At 73.4% G+C, this 18,950-nt stretch carries 13 protein-coding genes; 9 read left to right on the plus strand and 4 right to left on the minus strand.

Annotated elements, in window-relative coordinates; genetic code table 11:
* Positions 1 to 34 precede the first annotated feature (34 nt).
* Both grpE and dnaK read right to left on the minus strand, forming a co-directional pair.
* Complete coding sequence (gene grpE, locus QCZ28_RS28415; protein ID WP_210866380.1) at positions 35 to 793, minus strand: nucleotide exchange factor GrpE; 759 nt, start codon at positions 791 to 793, stop codon at positions 35 to 37.
* Between the two features lie 48 nt (positions 794 to 841).
* A complete protein-coding gene (gene dnaK, locus QCZ28_RS28420; protein WP_279519495.1) occupies positions 842 to 2,701 on the minus strand; it encodes a molecular chaperone DnaK in 1,860 nt (619 codons plus the stop codon).
* A 220-nt stretch (positions 2,702 to 2,921) separates the two neighbouring features.
* Between dnaK and QCZ28_RS28425 the strand changes: the two genes are divergently transcribed.
* The 3 genes from QCZ28_RS28425 to QCZ28_RS28435 are packed head-to-tail and all read left to right on the plus strand — an operon-like array spanning position 2,922 to position 7,705.
* Complete coding sequence (locus tag QCZ28_RS28425; protein WP_279519496.1) at positions 2,922 to 4,742, plus strand: ABC transporter; 1,821 nt, start codon at positions 2,922 to 2,924, stop codon at positions 4,740 to 4,742.
* Positions 4,739 to 6,424: a GTPase gene (locus QCZ28_RS28430; RefSeq protein ID WP_279519497.1), complete on the plus strand. Its 1,686-nt coding sequence runs from the start codon at positions 4,739 to 4,741 to the stop codon at positions 6,422 to 6,424. The genes QCZ28_RS28425 and QCZ28_RS28430 overlap by 4 nt, the downstream gene beginning before the upstream one ends.
* A gap of 57 nt (positions 6,425 to 6,481) precedes the next feature.
* Complete coding sequence (locus QCZ28_RS28435) at positions 6,482 to 7,705, plus strand: hypothetical protein (RefSeq protein WP_030332077.1); 1,224 nt, start codon at positions 6,482 to 6,484, stop codon at positions 7,703 to 7,705.
* A 98-nt stretch (positions 7,706 to 7,803) separates the two neighbouring features.
* On the opposite strand, the gene QCZ28_RS28440 is transcribed toward QCZ28_RS28435, so the two are convergent.
* Entirely contained in the window at positions 7,804 to 8,427 is a 624-nt protein-coding gene (locus tag QCZ28_RS28440) for a phosphatase PAP2 family protein (RefSeq protein WP_279519498.1), read from the minus strand.
* A 65-nt stretch (positions 8,428 to 8,492) separates the two neighbouring features.
* Positions 8,493 to 9,374: a hypothetical protein gene (locus QCZ28_RS28445; protein WP_279519499.1), complete on the minus strand. Its 882-nt coding sequence runs from the start codon at positions 9,372 to 9,374 to the stop codon at positions 8,493 to 8,495.
* Positions 9,375 to 9,904: 530 nt separating this feature from the next.
* On the opposite strand from QCZ28_RS28445, the gene pdhA reads away from it, so the two are divergent.
* The 6 genes from pdhA to QCZ28_RS28475 all read left to right on the plus strand — a co-directional run bounded on the left by pdhA (position 9,905) and on the right by QCZ28_RS28475 (position 18,945).
* On the plus strand, positions 9,905 to 11,080 hold the full coding sequence (pdhA, locus tag QCZ28_RS28450) for a pyruvate dehydrogenase (acetyl-transferring) E1 component subunit alpha (protein ID WP_030332072.1): 1,176 nt from the start codon (positions 9,905 to 9,907) through the stop codon (positions 11,078 to 11,080).
* Positions 11,080 to 12,069 (plus strand): alpha-ketoacid dehydrogenase subunit beta, encoded by a 990-nt coding sequence (locus QCZ28_RS28455; RefSeq protein ID WP_279519500.1) that lies wholly within the window; start codon positions 11,080 to 11,082, stop codon positions 12,067 to 12,069. Before pdhA ends, QCZ28_RS28455 begins: the two co-directional genes overlap by 1 nt.
* A gap of 5 nt (positions 12,070 to 12,074) precedes the next feature.
* Positions 12,075 to 13,520 carry a dihydrolipoamide acetyltransferase family protein gene (locus QCZ28_RS28460; protein ID WP_279519546.1) on the plus strand — a complete coding sequence of 482 codons (1,446 nt, stop codon included), beginning with the start codon at positions 12,075 to 12,077 and terminating at the stop codon, positions 13,518 to 13,520.
* Positions 13,521 to 13,738: 218 nt separating this feature from the next.
* Entirely contained in the window at positions 13,739 to 13,876 is a 138-nt protein-coding gene (locus QCZ28_RS28465; protein WP_165435866.1) for a hypothetical protein, read from the plus strand.
* Between the two features lie 344 nt (positions 13,877 to 14,220).
* On the plus strand, positions 14,221 to 16,920 hold the full coding sequence (locus tag QCZ28_RS28470; protein ID WP_279519501.1) for a hypothetical protein: 2,700 nt from the start codon (positions 14,221 to 14,223) through the stop codon (positions 16,918 to 16,920).
* 186 nt (positions 16,921 to 17,106) lie between these two features.
* Positions 17,107 to 18,945 (plus strand): NHL domain-containing thioredoxin family protein, encoded by a 1,839-nt coding sequence (locus QCZ28_RS28475; RefSeq protein WP_279519502.1) that lies wholly within the window; start codon positions 17,107 to 17,109, stop codon positions 18,943 to 18,945.
* Positions 18,946 to 18,950 lie beyond the last annotated feature (5 nt).

Raw genomic sequence — 18,950 nt, forward strand, 5'->3', positions numbered from 1 at the left:
GGGGGGGGCGGCACGGCCGGGTCACTGGCTGGCACTATTCCGGATCCGCGACCGCTACCAGCGCGGGGCGCAGCAGCCGCTCACCGAGCTGGTAGCCGCGTCGCATGACCTGCACGCAGGTCGGCTCGCTGACGTCGGCCGAGGTCTGGTGCGCGACCGCCTCGTGCCGGGTCGGGTCGAACGGGTCGCCCTGCTCGCCGAAGGCGTTCAGGCCGAACTTGCCCAGCGCGGTGGTGAGCTGTTCCGCCACCGTGCCGAACGGCCCGACCAGGTCGCCGTGTTCCCGTGCCCGGTCCAGGTCGTCCAGGATCGGCAGCAGCGCGGCCAGCACCGAGCCGGTCGCCTGCTCCTGCACGAGGCTGCGGTCACGGTCGACCCGCTTGCGGTAGTTGGCGTACTCCGCCGACACTCGCTGCAGGTCCCTGGTCCGCTCGTCGAGCTCGGCCCGGAGCGCCTCCAGCTCGGCACCGAGCGAGGTGCCCGTGCCGCCGCCGTCCACCGGCTGCGCCGGGGCGTCCACCACCGGCGGGCCGGACGGTTCCGGCCCGTCGGTGGCGTTGACCTCGACCTCGATCTCGTCGACCACGACCTCGGCGTCCTCGACCAGTCCCTCGGCCGGGACGCCGGCCTCCGCGTCCGCGGCGGTGCCCTCCGGCTCGGCGGTGTCGACGAGCTTGCGGTTGTTACGGATGACGACCCGCTCCCCGTCGCCGGTGGTCTGCTCCGTGGGCGCGGAGCCACCCGGCGTCGACCCGGTCTCGCCCGGGTCGGCGGCTCGTGGCTTCTGCGTCATGCGGCTACCTCATCCCCTTCGCGGTGGACACGTGTCGGAGGCCGACGGTCACTTCTTGCCGTCCTCGTCCACGATTTCCGCGTCGACCACGTCGTCGGCGCCGGCGGCCTGCGCGCCGGTCGCGCCGGTCGCACCCGGGCCGGGCTCGCCACCCGGCTGCTGACCCTGCTCGGCCTGCTGCGAGTAGAGCAGCGAGCCGGCCTGCTGGGAGACCTGCGCCAGCTTCTCGTGCGCGGACTTGATCTTCTCGACATCCTGCCCGCCGAGCGCGCCGCGCAGCTCGCCGAGCGCCTCGTTGAGCTGCTCACGGTTCTCGCTGGGCAGCTTGTCACCGCTCTCGGCGAGGAACTTCTCGGTCTGCCACTGCAGCGCCTCGGCCACGTTGCGGGTCTCGGCGTCGTCGCGGCGGCGCTTGTCCTCCTCCGCGTGCTCCTCGGCGTCGCGGCGCATCCGCTCGATGTCGTCCTTCGGCAGCGACGAGCCGCCGGTGATCGTCATCTTCTGTTCCTTGCCGGTGCCCAGGTCCTTGGCGTGCACGTTGACGATGCCGTTGGCGTCGATGTCGAAGGCGACCTCGATCTGCGGCACGCCGCGCGGCGCCGGCGGGAGGCCGGTCAGCTCGAAGGTGCCGAGCTTCTTGTTGTAGGCCGCGATCTCCCGCTCGCCCTGGAACACCTGGATCAGCACCGACGGCTGGTTGTCGTCAGCCGTGGTGAAGACCTCGGAGCGCTTGGTCGGGATGGTGGTGTTGCGCTCGATCAGCTTGGTGAAGATGCCGCCCTTGGTCTCGATGCCCAGGCTCAGCGGGGTCACGTCGAGCAGCAGGACGTCCTTGACCTCACCCTTGAGCACACCGGCCTGGAGGGCGGCGCCGACGGCGACGACCTCGTCCGGGTTGACGCCCTTGTTGGGGTCGCGGCCGGTGAGCTGCTTGACCAGGTCGGTCACGGCGGGCATCCGGGTCGAACCGCCGACCAGGATGACGTGCTCGACGTCGGAGATCTTGATCCCGGCGTCCTTCACGGCCTGCTCGAACGGGCCCTTGCAACGGTCCAGCAGGTCCTGCGTCATCCGCTGGAACTCGGCGCGGCTGAGCGTCACGTCCAGGTGCAGCGGGCCGGCCGCGCCAGCGGTGATGTACGGCAGGTTGATGTTGGTGGTGGTGGCGGCGGACAGCTCGATCTTGGCCTTCTCGGCGGCCTCACGGAGCCGCTGGAGGGCCATCTTGTCCTGGCCGAGGTCGATGCCGTGCTCACCGCGGAACGTCTTGACCAGGTGGTCGATGATCCGCTGGTCCCAGTCGTCGCCGCCGAGGTGGTTGTCACCGCTGGTCGACTTGACCTCGATGACGCCCTCGGCCAGCTCCAGCAGCGACACGTCGAAGGTGCCGCCGCCGAGGTCGAAGACCAGGACGGTCTGCTCCTTGGAGCCCTTGTCCAGCCCGTACGCCAGGGCGGCCGCGGTCGGCTCGTTGACGATCCGCAGCACGTTGAAGCCGGCGATCTCACCGGCCTCCTTGGTGGCCTGCCGCTGGCTGTCGTTGAAGTAGGCCGGAACGGTGATCACCGCGTCGGTGATCTGCTCGCCCAGGTACGCCTCGGCGTCCCGCTTGAGCTTCATCAGCGTCCGGGCGGAGATCTCCTGCGGGGTGTACTTCTTGCCGTCGATGTCGACGGACCAGTTCGTGCCGACCTCGCGCTTGACCGACCGGATCGTCCGGTCCGGGTTGGTCACCGCCTGGCGCTTGGCGACCTCACCGACGAGCACCTCGCCGTTGCGGGCGAACGCGACGATCGACGGAGTCGTCCGCGACCCCTCAGCGTTGGCGATGACGGTGGGTTCACCGCCCTCGAGAACGCTGACGCAGGAGTTCGTCGTGCCGAGGTCGATACCGACCGCACGTGCCATGTTCGCTTCCTCGCTTCGTAAGGTTGTGCAGGTGACGGGCGTCGCCCGTGGGCTGCTGGCGAGCACCGCCCGCAGCGGGCCCCACCACAAGTTGAGTGAACTTGACTCAATAGTGCCACGCGTTGGCCAATCGTCAAGTCGACTTGAGTCAACCCGACGCAACCCAGCCGTTATTACCGTCCGGTTGTCTTCCCTTGCATCGGTCGGGCACGCTTTAGCGGTGACGACGCACGGCGATCCCGCCACCCGTTCCGGCGCGCCCGCCGTCGCAGCCCGCACCGCCCCGCCGGACACCGCGGAGGAGCCGCCCGCCACCACCGGGGACGACAGCCTCCCCGGCGCACTGTCGGGCCTCCGGGAGGCGATCGGCGCGACCCGGTATCCCCTCGCGCTGCCCTCTGCCAGCTCCGCCCGGCACACCGCGACCGCCCTCACCGACCAGCTCGACGACTACCTGCTGCCCCGGCTCGCCCGGCTGGACGCCCCCCTTCTCGTGGTGGTCGGCGGCTCCACCGGCGCGGGCAAGTCGACACTGGTCAACAGCCTGGTCAAGGCCCGGGTCAGCGCGGCCGGCGTGCTCCGGCCGACCACCCGCTCCCCGGTGCTGGTCTGCAACCCGTCCGACGCGGCGTGGTTCCGGCAGGGTGACCTCCTACCCGGGCTGACCCGCACCACCGAGCCGAGCGACGATCCGCGCGCCCTGCACCTCGTCACCGCCCCGGCCCTGCCCGCCGGGCTGGCCTTCCTCGACGCGCCCGACATCGACTCGGTCGTCGACGCCAACCGGGCGCTCGCCACCCAACTGCTGGCCGCCGCCGACCTGTGGCTCTTCGTCACCACCGCCGCCCGGTACGCCGACGCGGTGCCGTGGGAGCTGCTGCGCAGCGCCCGGGCGCGCGGCGCGGTGATCGCCATGGTGCTGGACCGGGTGCCCGCCGAGGCGACCGACGAGATCGCCGCGCACCTGACCGAGATGCTCGCCGAGCAGGACCTCGACCGGGCGCCGCTGTTCGTGTTGCCGGAAACCTGGGTCGACGGTCAGGGGCTGCTGCCCGAGGGGGTGACAGCGCCGCTGGCCGACTGGTTCGCCCGGCTGGCCGCCGACGCTGACGCGCGGGCCGCGGTGGTCCGCCAGACCCTCGACGGGGCGCTGGCCGCGCTGCATCCCACAGTTGAGGACCTGGCCGACGCCGCCGACGAGCAACTCGCCGCCGCCGACGGGCTGGACGAACGGGTACGGGCCGCGTACCGGGGTGCCGAGCGCACCGTCGAGCAGGGGCTTCAGGACGGCCGGCTGCTGCGTGGCGAGGTGCTCGCCCGCTGGCAGGAGTTCGTCGGCACCGGCGAGCTGTTCCGCACGCTGGAGGCCCGGATCGGCCGCCTACGGGACCGGGTCGTGGCCGCCGTCACCGGTCGCCCGGCACCCGCCGTCGAGCTGCGCAACGCCATCGAGTCCCAGCTGGTGACGCTGCTGCGCGGGGTGGCCTCCGAGGCCGCCGAGTCCGCGTACACCGGGTGGAAGGCACACCCGGCCGGCGCCGGGCTGCTCGACCCTTCGCTCGCCCACCCGAGCGACGACCTGCCCGAACGCGCCGAACGGATGGTCCGGGACTGGCAGCGCGGGGTGCTGGAGCTGGTCCGGGTGGAGGGCGGTGACAAGCGGTTCGTGGCCCGCACCGCCGCGTACGCGGTGAACGCCACCGGGCTGGCCGTGATGATCGCCGTCTTCGCCTCCACCGCTTTCATCCCGACCGGGCTGGAGGTGGCCACCGGTGCCGGCACCACTGTCGCCGCGCAGGCCGTGCTCCAGGCGATCTTCGGCGACCAGGCGGTGCGTACCCTCGCCGACAAGGCCCGCACCGACCTGCTGGAGCGGGTGCGGACGCTGCTCGACGCGGAGGCCGAGCGCTTCCTGAGCCGCACCGCCGACGCCCGTCCCGCCGCGGACGCCGGCGACGAGCTGCGCCGGGCCGCCGGCCGGGTCGAGCTGGCCCGGCACCGCAGTGGCCTGTCGGCCGGCGACGAGGAGGGTTCCCGGTGAGCAACATCGCCGGCCGGGTACGCGAGGTGTTCCGCGGGGACCAGCGGGTCGATGCCGACGCGCTGATCGCCCGACTGGACGCGGTACGCCGGTTCCTGACCGCCGTTGACGGTCTGCTGCCGGACGGCGACCTTGTGCCCGCGCACACACTGGTCGAGCGGGCCGGCGCCCGGCTCGCGCTGTCCCGGGACCACACCGTGGTCGCCCTCGCCGGTGCCACGGGCAGCGGCAAGTCCAGCCTCTTCAACGCGTTGGCGCGGCTGGAACTCTCGCCGGTCGGGGTCCGCCGGCCGACCACCGGCGTCACCCATGCCTGCGTGTGGGGGCCGTTGGAGGGCGCCAACCATCTGCTCGACTGGATCGGCGTACTGCCCCGGCACCGCTTCGTCCGGGAGAGCGCCCTGGACGCCGACGACGAGACGGCCCTGCACGGGCTGGTCCTGCTCGACCTGCCCGACTTCGACTCGGTGCAGCGATCGCACCGGCTTGAGGTGGACCGGCTCCTCGGCCTCGTCGACCAGGTGGTCTGGGTGGTCGATCCGCAGAAGTACGCCGACCGGGTCATCCACGACAGCTACCTGCGCGAGTTCCACCGGCACCGCGACGTCACGGTGGTCGTGCTCAACCAGGCCGACCGGCTGTCCCCGGCCGAGGTGCCGCGGGTCCTGGACGACCTGCGCCGGCTGCTCGACACGGACGGGCTGACCGGGGTTCCCCTGCTGGCCACCACCGCCGTCGATCCGGCCGGGATGGTCGGGCTGCGCGACACCATGGAGCGCACGGTGGCCGAACGGCAGGCCGCGTTGCGCCGCCTCGCCGGTGACGTGGACACGGTCGTCGCCGGCCTGGACCAACTTGTCGGTTCGGCCCGGCCTGCGGGTGGGCCGGACGACACCGCCGTCAACGGGCTGAACCGGGCGTTGGCCGGGGCGGCCGGGGTGCCCGCGGTGACCGAGGCCGTGGAGCGGGCGTACCGGCACCGGGCCGGCGCGGCCACCGGCTGGCCCGTGGTCCGGGGCTGGCGGCGGCTGCGACCCGACCCGCTGCGCCGGCTGCACCTGCCGGGCCCGCCCGGCGACCAGAGCGACCCGGCGGAGAGCCTGGTCGCGGCCACCTCGGTACCGGACCCGACGGCCGCCCAGCGCTCGGCGCTCGGCCTCGCCATCCGCGCGGTGGCCGACCGGGCCGCCGCCGACCTGCCCGCCGCCTGGCCCGGCGCGGTGACGTCCGCCGCCCGGTCCCGCCTCGGCGACCTGCCGGACGCCCTGGACCGCACGATCGCCGGCACCGACCTCGGCCTCGACCGTCGACCGGTGTGGTGGCGGGCCGTCGGCGGTGTGCAGTGGTTGGTCACCCTCGCCGCCGTGGTCGGGCTGGGCTGGTTGGTGCTCGGCTACGCGTTGCGGATTCTCGGCCTGCCCGCGCTGGACAACCCGATGGTCGGCGCGGTGCCGCTGCCGACAGCGCTGCTGCTCGGTGGCCTGCTGGCCGGGCTGCTGGTGGCGGCGCTGACCCGACCGGTGGTGCGGTGGGCCGCCCGACGCGCCCGGGCCCGCGCCGAACAGCGGCTGACGGCGCGGGTGGCCCAGGTGGGCGACGAGTACGTGCTGACCCCGGTACGGATCGTGCTGGGCTCGTACGCGCAGGCCCGCGACGCGCTGCGGGACGCCGCACGCGGCTGACGCTCCGCACGGTGCGCTACCGCTCTCCGTACGCCCGCAGCGGCGTAGGGTCGGAGCATGGCCACGCCTCAGACCCCCTACGACGCGGTGCTGCACGCCGCACGCGACGTGACCAAGCTGGAGTCCGCCCTGGACGCCGAGATGCTGGGCAGCGCCCTGCTCGGCAGTGTCTACGCGATCGCGGAGACCGACCGCGACGCCGCCGTACGGGAGTTCGTCACCGGCTTCCTCGCCGCCACCAGCCGCCGCCGGGTTGCGGCGGCGACCACCATCCGGCAGGTGTTCGCCACGCTCGTCCCCACCGCCGAGGGCACCGAGCGGGTCCGTCCGGGCAGCCAGGCGCCCAGCTGGACAGCGCAGCTGGGCCGGGTGCACCTCACCGGCAGCTGGGCGTACGGCGACGTGTACGGCGACCAGACCTCCTATCTGGCGACCTTCGCCTACGACGACGAGTCCGGCGGCTCGGAGCACGCGCTGGTGGCCCTGGTGGACCACAACATCGGCATCACCAAGGACATCTTCGTGGGCGGGCCGGCCGAACGGATCCTGGACCAGGTCCGGCAGATGTGCGCCGACGACGAGTTGACCTGGTTCCGTACCGAAGATCCGGCCCGGCTCCGGGGCGAGGTGGCGCGACATCTGGCGGTCACCGACGACCTGGGCGAGTTGCCCGGTGAGGGCTCGCTCGCCACCGACCGGGCGTTGGTCGGTGCCCGGCTGGCGATGCTGCCCACCGCGGCCGGCCCGACCGGCCCGGCGGAGGTCGAGCCGCTCTCCGCCGCCGAGCGCACCGACCTGGTCCGACGGTTCCTCGCCGCGCCGGAAGCCGTCCGGTTCGGGCTGGACGCCGTCGACGGCCCCGAGTTGGCCTCCCTGCACTTCTGTCTGAGCCTGCTGCTGGACCACTCGGCGAGCTTCCCGGACGCCGATCCGATGCGCTGGAGCCCGGCGGTGTCCGGGCTCTTCCTGCTCGACTGGGTGCACCGCCGTGCCGTGCTGGACATGGACGACGCGGCGATGCTGCCCCGGGTGCTGCGGGCCTGGGCGCGGTACGCGTCGCGCCAGCGCGGGCTGCCCGAGGCGGCGGTGACGCGCACCGACGAGGCGATCGAGGAGATGGTGCCGGAGTTCGCCCGGCTCTACTCGACAGGTGAGCGGCGCAGCCCGGCCACCGCGGCGGTGGCGCAGCTGATGGCCGACGGGGTGGACCCGGACGATCCGGCCGCGTTGGACGCCTGGATCGAGGCGAACCGGCACCGGCTCGCCGACGACGGCGCCTGACCGCGTCCCGGGGGTGGGCGGCTCCGCGCCGCCCGCCCTCGCGGCGGCCCGCGACCCCGCCCCGGTCGCTGAGCGACCCGCCCCGGTCGCTGGTGCCGTCAGCGCAACGGGCCGAAGACCACAGCGGCGATCAGCGCGCCGAGCACACCACCGGCCAGCACCTGCGGCACCGTGTGGTCGCGCAGCCGTACCCGGGACCAGCCGACCACCGCCAGCAGCGGTGCGGCCGCGACCAGGCGTGTCCCGAAGGTCAACATCAGGATCACCAGCGTGCCGGCGGCCACCGCCGAGTGGATCGACATCTTCCACCAGTGGCTGACCGACACCGCGACGACGAGGCCGACCAGCCCGGCCACCGCCAGCGCCAGCACCGGGCGGGGCGCGCCGAACACGGCGAGCAGGGCGAGCCCTGCGGTGACCGAGCCGAGCCCGACGAGTAGCGGCGCGCGGCGCTGCTCCCGGCGGCCGACGTGGTGGTCGGTGAGCCGGCCACGGCGTACCCCGCCGACGATGTAGGCGAACGGAATGCCGGTGACGAAGAGCGTGGCGAGCAGCCCCCAGACGAGACCCTGACCGGGGCGGTGCGCGCTGTGCCAGCTCACCGTGAGGATCAGCAGCGACACGAGCACCGCCGGTGCGGTCACCTCGGTGACCAGCCGGGCGATCCGCAGCCCCGCCCCGGGTCGGGGCGTGACCGGGCGGAGTTCCGCACCGCCGCCCACGGCACCCCCTCCGGTACGCGCCTATTGCCGATCAGCACCGACGCCGGACGGGCCGCGCCTGATCGTCACCGTACCGTCGGTGAAGCCAGGGGGTGTGTCGGTCCGGGCAGCGGAGCCGGACTGACGTGGGGGGTCGGGGCGACGGCCGACGGCGACGGGTTCGCCGGGCCGGGCCGGCGGGTCGGTACCGCGGGTGGCGTGGGGGTGGGGGCCGGCACGGACCGGGTGCTGGTCGGCACGGCGGTCGCGGTCGCGTCGTCGGTCGGCGGGGGTGTCGGGTCCGGCGTCGGGTCCACCGTCAGGGTCGGGGTCGGATCGGGGTCGGCCGAGCCGGTCGGGCCAGGGTCGGTGGGGTCCGGGTCGGGCGGATCGGTGGGATCGGTCGGGTCCGGGTCCGGCGGATCGGTGGAGTCGGTGGGGTCCGGGTCCGGCGGGTCCGGCGGGTCCGGCGGGTCGGGGTCGTGGGGCGGCGGAGCGACGGGCGGGGGTACGGGCGGCGAGGTGCCTCGCGTGGGTTTCGGCGCGACCGGCGGAGCGCTGGTGCGCAGGGCCGGCCCGGGATCGGCGGCGGGTCCGTGCGCTGGAGGTCGTGGGGCGGCGGTCAGCCAGCCGCTGGTCGGGCCGACGCTGGGCGTGCCGAGCGGCGGAGGCGGCGGTTGGCTGGCCATCGGCAGCGGGATCACCACCGGCCCGACGGAGGGGGTCGGGATGAACGGGGTGCTGCTGTCCGGCAGGGCGGTGCTGCCCGGGGTGGCCGAGCCCGCGCTGATCGCGGCGAGGATGGGCATCGACGCGGTGCCGGCCAGCAGCGCGACGGTGAGCAGGTAACCACGGGTGGGGCCACCGGCGCTGGGGGCACGGTGAACGCCGACCACCCCGCGGTAGCCGCCGACCGACCGGTGCCGACCAAGTGCTGGTGCGCCGGGACCGTCACCTGGCTCGTACACCGCACACTCCTTGTCGTCGGGTCGTCGGGTCGCTGGCGGACGCGGACGGAAACCGTCGGAGAAAACCCGACAATTCACCCGATAGGCGCGATCCTGCGGGAATCAGCCTCGCGCAGTCACCCTCGGTCAGCCAACCTCCACCGCGTGTCGACACGCGGTGCTGGCCGAACGGTGACGATTCATGCCGCAACGCCTGGGAGACGCGGGCCGTCACGATGGCGACAAACAGCGTCAAAGCGGGGTCGGTCGGAATGCGGGGCAGGCGTACTGTGGGCGCGCTCACCTGCTCTGCGAATATGGAGCACGACGGCAACGCAGCCGTGACCTCCGCGCACCCCCGCGGCAGGCGCGGCCCGGCGCCGGCGCTCCCCGATCCGGGTTCGGCCAGAACCCGGTTCACGCCGTGCGGCAACCCCCACCGGGGCTAGGCGCGGCCGCCAGGAACCGGTCCGGCAGCAGCCGGGCAGGCGCACGAGTTGCGTGGCCGGGTGACCCCCCGGTGCCGACGCAGACACGACAGGGAGAGACCGATGGCAAAGGGCGACCCCGGGGGCACCACCCGCAGCAGGCGGGCCGCACCCCGCTCCAGGAAGGGCACGGCCGGCGACCCCGCGCTGGTGCAGCTACTCACCCCCGACGGCGAGCGGATCGACAGCGCCACCGGGCCGGACGGCACCGAGTACCGCGTCGACTTCACCGACGAGGAGTACCGCGGGCTCTACCGTGACCTGGTGCTGGTCCGGAAGCTGGACGCCGAGGCGACCGCCCTCCAGCGCCAGGGCGAGCTGGGCCTCTGGGCCAGCCTGCTCGGCCAGGAGGCCGCCCAGGTCGGCTCCGGACGGGCGCTGCGTGCCCAGGACATGGCCTTCCCGACCTATCGGGAGCACGGCGTCCTCTACTGCCGGGGCATCGACCCGATCATGCCGCTCGGCCTGTTCCGCGGCGTCGACCAGGGCGGCTGGGACCCGAACGAGTTCAAGTTCAACATGTACACGATCGTCATCGGCGCGCAGACCCTGCACGCCACCGGCTACGCGATGGGCATCACCATCGACGGCAAGACCGGCACCGACGACGGCGAGGCGGCGATCGCCTACTTCGGCGACGGCGCCACCAGCCAGGGCGACGTGAACGAGGCGTTCGTCTGGGCCAGCGTGTTCAACGCGCCGCTGGTCTTCTTCTGCCAGAACAACCAGTACGCGATCTCCGAGCCGCTGGAGCGGCAGACCCGGGTCCCGCTCTACCAGCGGGCGGCCGGCTTCGGCTTCCCCGGCGTACGGGTGGACGGCAACGACGTGCTGGCCTCGTACGCGGTCACCCGCACCGCGCTGGACAACGCGCGGCTCGGGCAGGGGCCGAGCCTCATCGAGGCGTACACCTACCGGATGGGCGCGCACACCACCTCCGACGACCCGACCCGCTACCGGATCGCCAGCGAGGTCGAGGCGTGGCAGGCCAAGGACCCGATCGCCCGGGTCAAGGCCTTCCTGGAAAAGCAGCAGATCGCCGACGCCGGCTTCTTCGCCGAGGTCGACGAGCAGGCCCGCCGCGAGTCGGTGCACCTGCGCGAGCGGGTGCTGGAGATGCCGAACCCGGAGCCGGTGACGATGTTCGATCACGTCTACCCCAACGGGTCTCCGCTGCTCGACGAGCAGCGCGCGCAGTTCAGCCGCTACATGGAGTCGTTCGAGGGGAGCGCCCACTGATGGCCACGGAGACGCTCACCATCGGCAAGGCCCTCAACACGGGTCTGCGCCGCGCCCTGGAGAACGACCCCAAGGTCATCATCATGGGCGAGGACGTCGGCAAGCTCGGCGGCGTCTTCCGGATCACCGACGGGCTCCAGAAGGACTTCGGCGACCAGCGGGTCATCGACACCCCGTTGGCCGAGTCCGGCATCATCGGCACCGCTGTCGGTCTGGCCATCCGCGGCTACCGGCCGGTCTGCGAGATCCAGTTCGACGGCTTCGTCTACCCCGCGTACGACCAGATCGTGTCGCAGGTGGCGAAGATGCACTACCGCTCGGGCGGCAAGCTCAACATCCCGATGGTCATCCGGATCCCGTTCGGTGGCGGTATCGGCGCGGTCGAGCACCACTCCGAGTCGCCGGAGGCGTACTTCGCGCACACCGCCGGCCTGAAGGTGGTGACCTGCGCCAACCCGCAGGACGCGTACGTGATGATCCAGCAGGCCATCGCCTCGGACGACCCGATCGTCTTCCTGGAGCCCAAGCGGCGCTACTGGGAGAAGGGTCAGGTCGACCTGGACGCGCCGCTGTCCGACGCGTACCCCCTGCACTCCGCCCGGGTGGTGCGGCCCGGCACCGACGCCACCGTGCTGGCCTACGGCCCGATGGTGCGGACCTGCCTGGACGCGGCGACCGCCGCCGCCGAGGACGGCCGCGAGCTGGAGGTCATCGACCTGCGTTCGCTCTCGCCGCTGGACCTGCGGGCGGCGTACGAGTCGGTGAAGCGCACCGGCCGTGCGGTAGTGGTGCACGAGGCACCGTCCAACATCGGCCTCGGCGCCGAGTTGGCCGCGCGGATCACCGAGGAGTGCTTCTACTCCCTGGAGTCGCCGGTGCTGCGGGTGACCGGTTTCGACACCCCCTACCCGGCCGCCCGGGTGGAGGAGGAGTACCTGCCCGACCTCGACCGGGTGCTCGACGCCGTCGACCGCACCTTCGGCTGGTGAGCGGCATGTCCCGGATCAAGACGTTCAACCTGCCCGACCTGGGTGAGGGGTTGACCGAGGGCGAGATCCTGGCCTGGTTGGTCAAGGTCGGCGACACCATCGAGTTGAACCAGCCGATCGTCGAGGTGGAGACCGCGAAGGCTGCGGTGGAGATCCCGGCGAAGTGGGCCGGGCAGGTGCAGGCGATCCACCACCCGGAGGGCAGCACTGTCGAGGTCGGTACGCCGATCATCGCGATCGACACCGACCCGGGGGCCGGCCCGCTGGAGACGCCGTCGACCACCGCCACGCCCAGTGGTGACCTGCCCACCCCGTCGGCGGCTTCGCTGGCGGCGGTGGAGGTGGCACCGGCCGAGGGCATGGTCGAGCCCGGTCTGATCGGCGGTGCGGCCCCTGGTGGTCGGACGGCGGTGCTGGTCGGCTACGGCCCGCGTACCACTGCCGCGAAGCGCCGCCCCCGCAAGGGCGCGGTTCCCGCGCAGGCCGTGGCGGCTCCCGCACCGGCTGCGCCGACTCCGCCGCCGGTGGTGGCTCCGGCCCGCAACGGGCAGGCCGCGCCGACCGGCGGTGGCGTGCTGGCCAAGCCGCCGGTGCGCAAGCTCGCCAAGGATCTCGGGGTCGACCTCGGCACGTTGACCGGGTCGGGGCCGCTCGGCTCGATCACCCGGGATGACGTGCAGCAGGCGGCGAGCGGTGCGACCACCGTCGTGGCCGAGCCGGTCGCGGCGACGACCGCGCCCAGCTTCGGCGCGGACCGGGAGCAGCGCATCCCGGTCAAGGGGGTCCGCAAGCTGACCGCCGAGAACATGTCCCGCTCGGCGTTCACCGCCCCGCACGTGACGGAGTTCCTGACCGTCGACGTGACCCGGGCGATGAAGGCCCTGGACCGGCTGCGCGGCCGGCGGGAGTGGCGTGACGTACGGGTCTCGCCGCTGCTGCTGGTGGCGAAGGCGGTGCTGCTCGCTGTGCAACGGCACCCGATGGTCAACTCGACCTGGGCGGGCGACGAGATCATGGTCAAGGAGTACGTCAACCTCGGCATCGCGGCAGCCACCGAGCGCGGTCTGATCGTGCCGAACGTCAAGGACGCCGGCCGACTCTCGCTGCGGGAGTTGGCGGACGCGCTGACCGATCTGGTGCAGACGGCGAAGTCCGGCCGTACCTCGCCGGCGGCCATGTCCGGCGGCACCCTGACCATCACCAACGTCGGCGTGTTCGGGGTGGACACCGGCACACCGATCCTGCCGCCGGGTGAGTCCGCGATCCTGGCGTTCGGCGCGGTGCGGGAGATGCCCTGGGTGCACAAGGGCAAGGTCAAGGTTCGCCAGGTCACCACGTTGGGGTTGAGCTTCGATCACCGGATCATCGACGGTGAGCTGGGTTCGAAGTTCCTGCGGGACGTCGGCGATTTCCTCACTGATCCGGAGGCGGCGCTGCTCGCCTGGACCTGACCGTACGAGTCACCAGCCACGGCCGGTGTGCCACGGGTTAACGCCCGGCACACCGGCCGTGTCCGTTGGGCGACGGAACCGTCGGTCAGACGACCTGTTGACCTTTGATTGTTAGGCAGGTGTCTCAGCTCACCTAATAATCGATGGAATTTCGCCGGCTTCTGCTGTTGAATAGATGCATCAGGGGCTGACAACCGAATAGCTAGGGGGACCCACCAATGAGCATGATCGAGCGAATCCGCAACCACCGCGACGCCACCCGCCGCGCCCGTGCCATCGAGCACGCGCTGCGCTCGGCGAACTCGCCGGCGGTCCGCGAGGAGATCCTCGTCATCGCCCAGCGTCACATGAGCTGACGCTCCACGACATTCCTCACCTCCTCCAGATCGATGGCCCACCCGGCCCACCGGGTGGGCCATCGGCGTTCAGCCGCCACCCACCACCGGGATTCCGCCCTGCCGCAGCGCCCGGTACGGTGGGCTTCGGTCACCGCCCGCCGACCCGGCAGAGGCCGAGCCGACAGAAGCTGCTCGACACCAACCGGCCACGGTGAGTGACGGCCAGTGCTCCTTGGACGTGTCGTGCCACCACCCGATACCGTGCGGGGAGCCGGCACAGCGGTACGCCGGTGACGCCGGCAGCCACGCCGAGGAGACCGATCGGCACCGGCGAGCCGACATGTGATGGAGGAGGCGCACCCATGACGTCCGAGGGCCCGCACCGTTCCGGCCAAGAGCCGGACGAGGTGTCACCGGGCGCCGGCGGACCGGCGCCGTACGGCGACCGCCCGGCGCAGCCGGACAACGGCCAGAACGCCGCCGGCCCCGACCTGGGCTGGGCACCCCCGCCCCCGACACGGCCCAACCCGTCGGCGCCGGCATGGGCGACCCAGCCCGAGCAGCCACCCGCCCCCGCCTGGGGTGCCGCCGCTGCTCCACAGTCCAACGACCCGGCGCAGCCCGCCTGGGCCGCCGGCGGTGGCGGGAGCGAACCGCCGCAGCAGCAGCCCGGTGCGTGGCCCGGCAACGACGGTGCCCCGGCTCCGGCGCAGCCCGACCCCTGGGCGGCGCAGCAGCAGGGTTGGACGCCCGCCGAGCAGAGCGCGCCCGCGCCGGCCTGGACCCCGAACGCCCCCGCCGAGCAACCGGACTGGGTGCAGGTCCAGCCGGCCGCGCGGGGTGCCGCACAGGTTCCGCCGGCCACCGCCGCCTGGCCCGCCCAGGAGGACCCGGCCGCTGGCTGGGGTGGCGCGGCGCAGCAGACCAACCCGCCCGCCGCCGACTGGCGCGGGGGCGAGTCCACCCAGTCCGACGCACCGCAGGCCGCCGCCTGGCCCGGCGGCGCTCAGCAGGAACAGGCCACCGGCAACGGCGGCTGGCCCGCTGGCGGCGCCGCCCGGGACGACCAGCCGGTGTGGACGCCGGCCGAGCAGTCGCCACCGGCCTGGGGCCAGCCCGCCGAAGCACCCGAGCAGCCCGCCCCCGCCTGGGGTCAGGCCGCCCAGCCGAACGCGGCCCGTGGCGCCGCCCAGGTCCCGGCCCCGACGACGGCCTGGCCCGCACAGGACGACCCGGCCAACTCCGGCGGGTGGGCCGCGCAGCAGCAGGCGCAGCCCGCAGCGTGGAACGACGGCAACGACGCGCGGCAGGACCAGCCCGCGCAGCCGGCCCCTGGGCAGCCGGCCGCCTGGGGCGGTGCCGAGAGCCGCCCGCAACAGCCCGACTGGGTGCTGTCCCAGCCCGAGCAGCCGAGCGAGCGGCCGGAGCAGGCAGCGTGGACCCCGCCGGAGCCGAGCAACCTGCCCGCCCGGGCCAGCGCCAGCGTGCCCACCAGCGGCGGCGCGCCCAACTGGGCCGCCAGCCCGGACAACGCCGCGCAGGGCAACTCCGGCGCTGTGGCGGAGGTCGAGCCGTGGGCGCCCGGTGAGGTGTGGGGCCGCGCGGAGGCCGAGGCTTCCGCCCAGGCCCGTGGCGGCTGGGAGGCGGACCGGGCCGACGAGGCACCGGCCTACCAGCCCGGTCCCGCGCCGGGCATCTCACCGGCGAACGCGGTGCCGCTGCCTCCGCAGGAGCAGCGCGTGCCGGGCGCCAGCCTGGCTGCCGCCCCACCGGCCGACTACGCGCCCCAGGGCCAGTTCGCGCCGATCCCCGAGCAGCCCGCCTACGCCGAGCGGGAGACCCCGGACGCCGCCGCGCAGTACGGTGGCCGCCCCGAGGACTCCGCCGCGAGCGCCGCGGTGGTGCCCGCCCCGCGTACCTCACCGGAGTCCGGAGCGGGCCGTGCCGCGGTACCGGTGTCGGACGCCGAGTCGGCAGCCGGCGCGGCGGCCCGGGCCACGGCGAGCGCTTCGGTGCCGCTGGCCAGCCGGGTGATGCCCCCGACCGACCAGGCGATCCGACCGACCGGCACTGGCGCACCGCAACCCCGGGTGTACGGTCGCCCGGCTCGACCGGAGCCGGAGGCCGAGCCCGAGCCCGAGCCGGAGGCGTTCCAGGGCAACCCGGGCGGCGACCGTCAGGGTGCCCCGGAGTGGCAGAACGACGCGCCGCAGCCGGCCACGCCCGACTGGCAGAACGAGGGCCAGCGGCAGATCGCGCCCGACTGGCAGCACGACGCGCAACGGCAGGCGGGGTCCGGCTGGGGCGGCGATTCCCCGGCCGAGCCGCGCTTCGACGACCGGCAGCCCGCACCGAACCCGTTCAACGAGGCCCCGTCGGCACCGCCGGCGTTCCCGCCCGGTGTGCCGTCCTTCGTCGACGCCCCGGGTAACAACAGGCCGGTGAACGGCGTTCGGCCGCACGCCGGTGCCGACCAGCCGGCGGACCAGTTCGGCGGCCCGCCGGCCGCCGCTGCCGGCACCGTGAACGGGACCTCGACCTTCGGTGCGCCGACCTTCGGTGGCCCCGGTTCCGGCGGGCCCGACTTCGGCGCGCCGGCGACCGAGCCGGTGTCGGGCAGCGGCTTCCCGCCGTCGTTCCCGCCGCCGTCGCAGTCCGCGCCGTCCTGGGGCCAGGAGGCCAGCCCGACGGACCAGGGCCGGTTCGACGCGTTCAAGCCGGACGCCGACGAGCCGAAGGTGGAAGCGCCGGCGCCGAAGGTGCGCAACGGCCGGGTGCTGGCCGCGGTGCTGATCGCCGCGGTGCTCATCCTGGCGGTGCCGCTCGGTCTGCTGCTGCTGCTCGGCAAGGTCGGCGGGGACGACGCGCCGGCTGTCGGCACCTGTGTGAAGCAGTCCGGGGAGGGCGGCGCCTCGGCGGCGGACTGTGGCGAGGCGGGCGCGTTCACGATCGTCTCGAAGGTGGACGCCAAGGAGAAGTGCACCGACCCGACGCAGCCCCACGTGGTGCTGCCGGGTGACGGCAGCAACCGGGTGCTCTGCCTGAAGCCGGCCGCGAAGTAGCCGCACCGACGGCGGGGTCACGGGCAACCGTGGCCCCGCCGTCTTTCTGCGCCGATCTTGCAGTTTCTGTTGCCCTTTTGGCATGGTGCGCCCTTTTGGTCGGGACAGAAAGTGCAAGATCGTGCGGCGGCGGGTGTTGGGTGGGTCACGGCGATCCGGCCTACAGCGCGTGGCAGGCTGGCAGGCATGGGAACGACAGCACGAGTACGGGCTCCCGAACTGCGCGGTCGGGGCTGGCTGAACACCGGTGGACGCGACCTCAAGCTCGCCGACCTTCGCGGCAAGATCGTCATCGCGGATTTTTGGACGTTCTGCTGTATCAACTGCCTGCACGTGCTCGACGAGCTGCGCCCGCTGGAGGAGAAGTACGGCGACGTGCTCGTTGTGATCGGCGTGCACTCGCCGAAGTTCGAGCACGAGAAGGACGCCGACGCGCTCGCCGCCGCCGTGGAGCGGTACGGGGTGCACCACCCCGTCCTCGACGATCCTGAGCTGGACATGTGGCAGCAGTACGCGGCCCGGGCCTGGCCGACCCTGTCGGTGATCGACCCCGAGGGTTACGTGGTGGCCACCATGGCCGGCGAGGGGCACGCCGAAGGGCTGGCCCGGCTGATCGACGAGTTGGTCGTCACCCACGAGGCCAAGGGCACCCTGCACCGGGGGGACGGCCCGTATGTCCCGCCGCCGGCACCGGAGACCGCGCTGCGCTTCCCGGGCAAGGCGACGCTGCTGCCGAACGGCAACCTGCTGGTCTCGGACTCGGCCCGGCACTCCCTGGTCGAGGTCGCCCCGGACGGCGAGACGCCGGTGCGGCGGATCGGCTCGGGTGAGCGGGGTCGGGCGGACGGGCCGGCGGCCACCGCGACGTTCTCCGAGCCGCAGGGGGTGTGCGTGCTGCCCACCCACGTCGCCGAGGTGGCCGGTTACGACCTGGTGGTGGCCGACACCGTCAACCACCTGCTGCGCGGCGTACGAGTGGAGTCCGGCGAGGTGGTCACGGTGGCCGGCAGCGGCCGGCAGTGGCGCGCCGAGGTCGACGACCACGCCCACGACGCGCTCGCCGTCGACCTTTCCTCGCCGTGGGATCTGGCCTGGTACGACGACAAGCTGATCATCGCGATGGCCGGTATCCACCAGCTGTGGTGGTTCGACCCGATCAAGCGGACCGCCGGCATGTACGCCGGCACCACAGTGGAGGCGCTGCGGGACGGCCCGCTGGCCGAGGCGTGGATGGCCCAGCCGTCGGGGCTCTCCGTCTCCGTCGACGGCACCCGGCTCTGGGTGGCCGACAGCGAGACCAGTGCGATCCGGTACGTGGAGAACGGCGTGCTGGGCACCGCCGTCGGGCAGGGCCTGTTCGACTTCGGGCACGTGGACGGTCCGGCGGAGTCGGCGCTGCTGCAGCACCCGCTGGGCGTGTGCGCGCTGCCGGACGGCTCGGTGCTGATCGCTGACACGTACAACGGCGCGGTGCGCCGCTTCGACCCGGGCAGCAACCAGGTCTCCACCGTGGCGGACGGGTTGGCGGAGCCGAGCGACCTGGTGCTCACCCCGTCCGGTGAGGTGCTGGTGGTGGAGTCGGCCGCGCACCGGTTGACCCGGCTCGCGCCGGGTGCCCTGTCGGCGGCGGGGGCCAGCACGGTGGACGGTCCCCGGCACCGCACCGAGCGCAAGCCGACCGATGTCGCGGCCGGCGAGGTCACCCTGGACATCGTCTTCACCCCGGCGCCGGGGCAGAAACTGGACGAGACGTACGGGCCGTCGACCCGGTTGGTGGTGTCGGCGTCCCCGCCGGAACTGCTGGTGGAGGGTGCCGGGACGAGCACCGAGCTGTCCCGTCGGCTGGTGCTCAACGGCGAGGTCACCGCTGGCGTGCTTCAGGTGACGGCTCAGGCGGCGACCTGTGACGCGGACGTGGAGCACGCGGCGTGCCACCTGACCCGGCAGGACTGGGGCGTACCGGTCCGGGTGGTCGACGGTGCCGTGACGCGGCTGCCGCTGGTGCTCCGCGGCCTGGACGCCTGACGTGG

The sequence above is a fragment of the Micromonospora sp. DH14 genome (assembly GCF_029809455.1).
GTDB classification, from domain to species: domain Bacteria; phylum Actinomycetota; class Actinomycetes; order Mycobacteriales; family Micromonosporaceae; genus Micromonospora; species Micromonospora parva.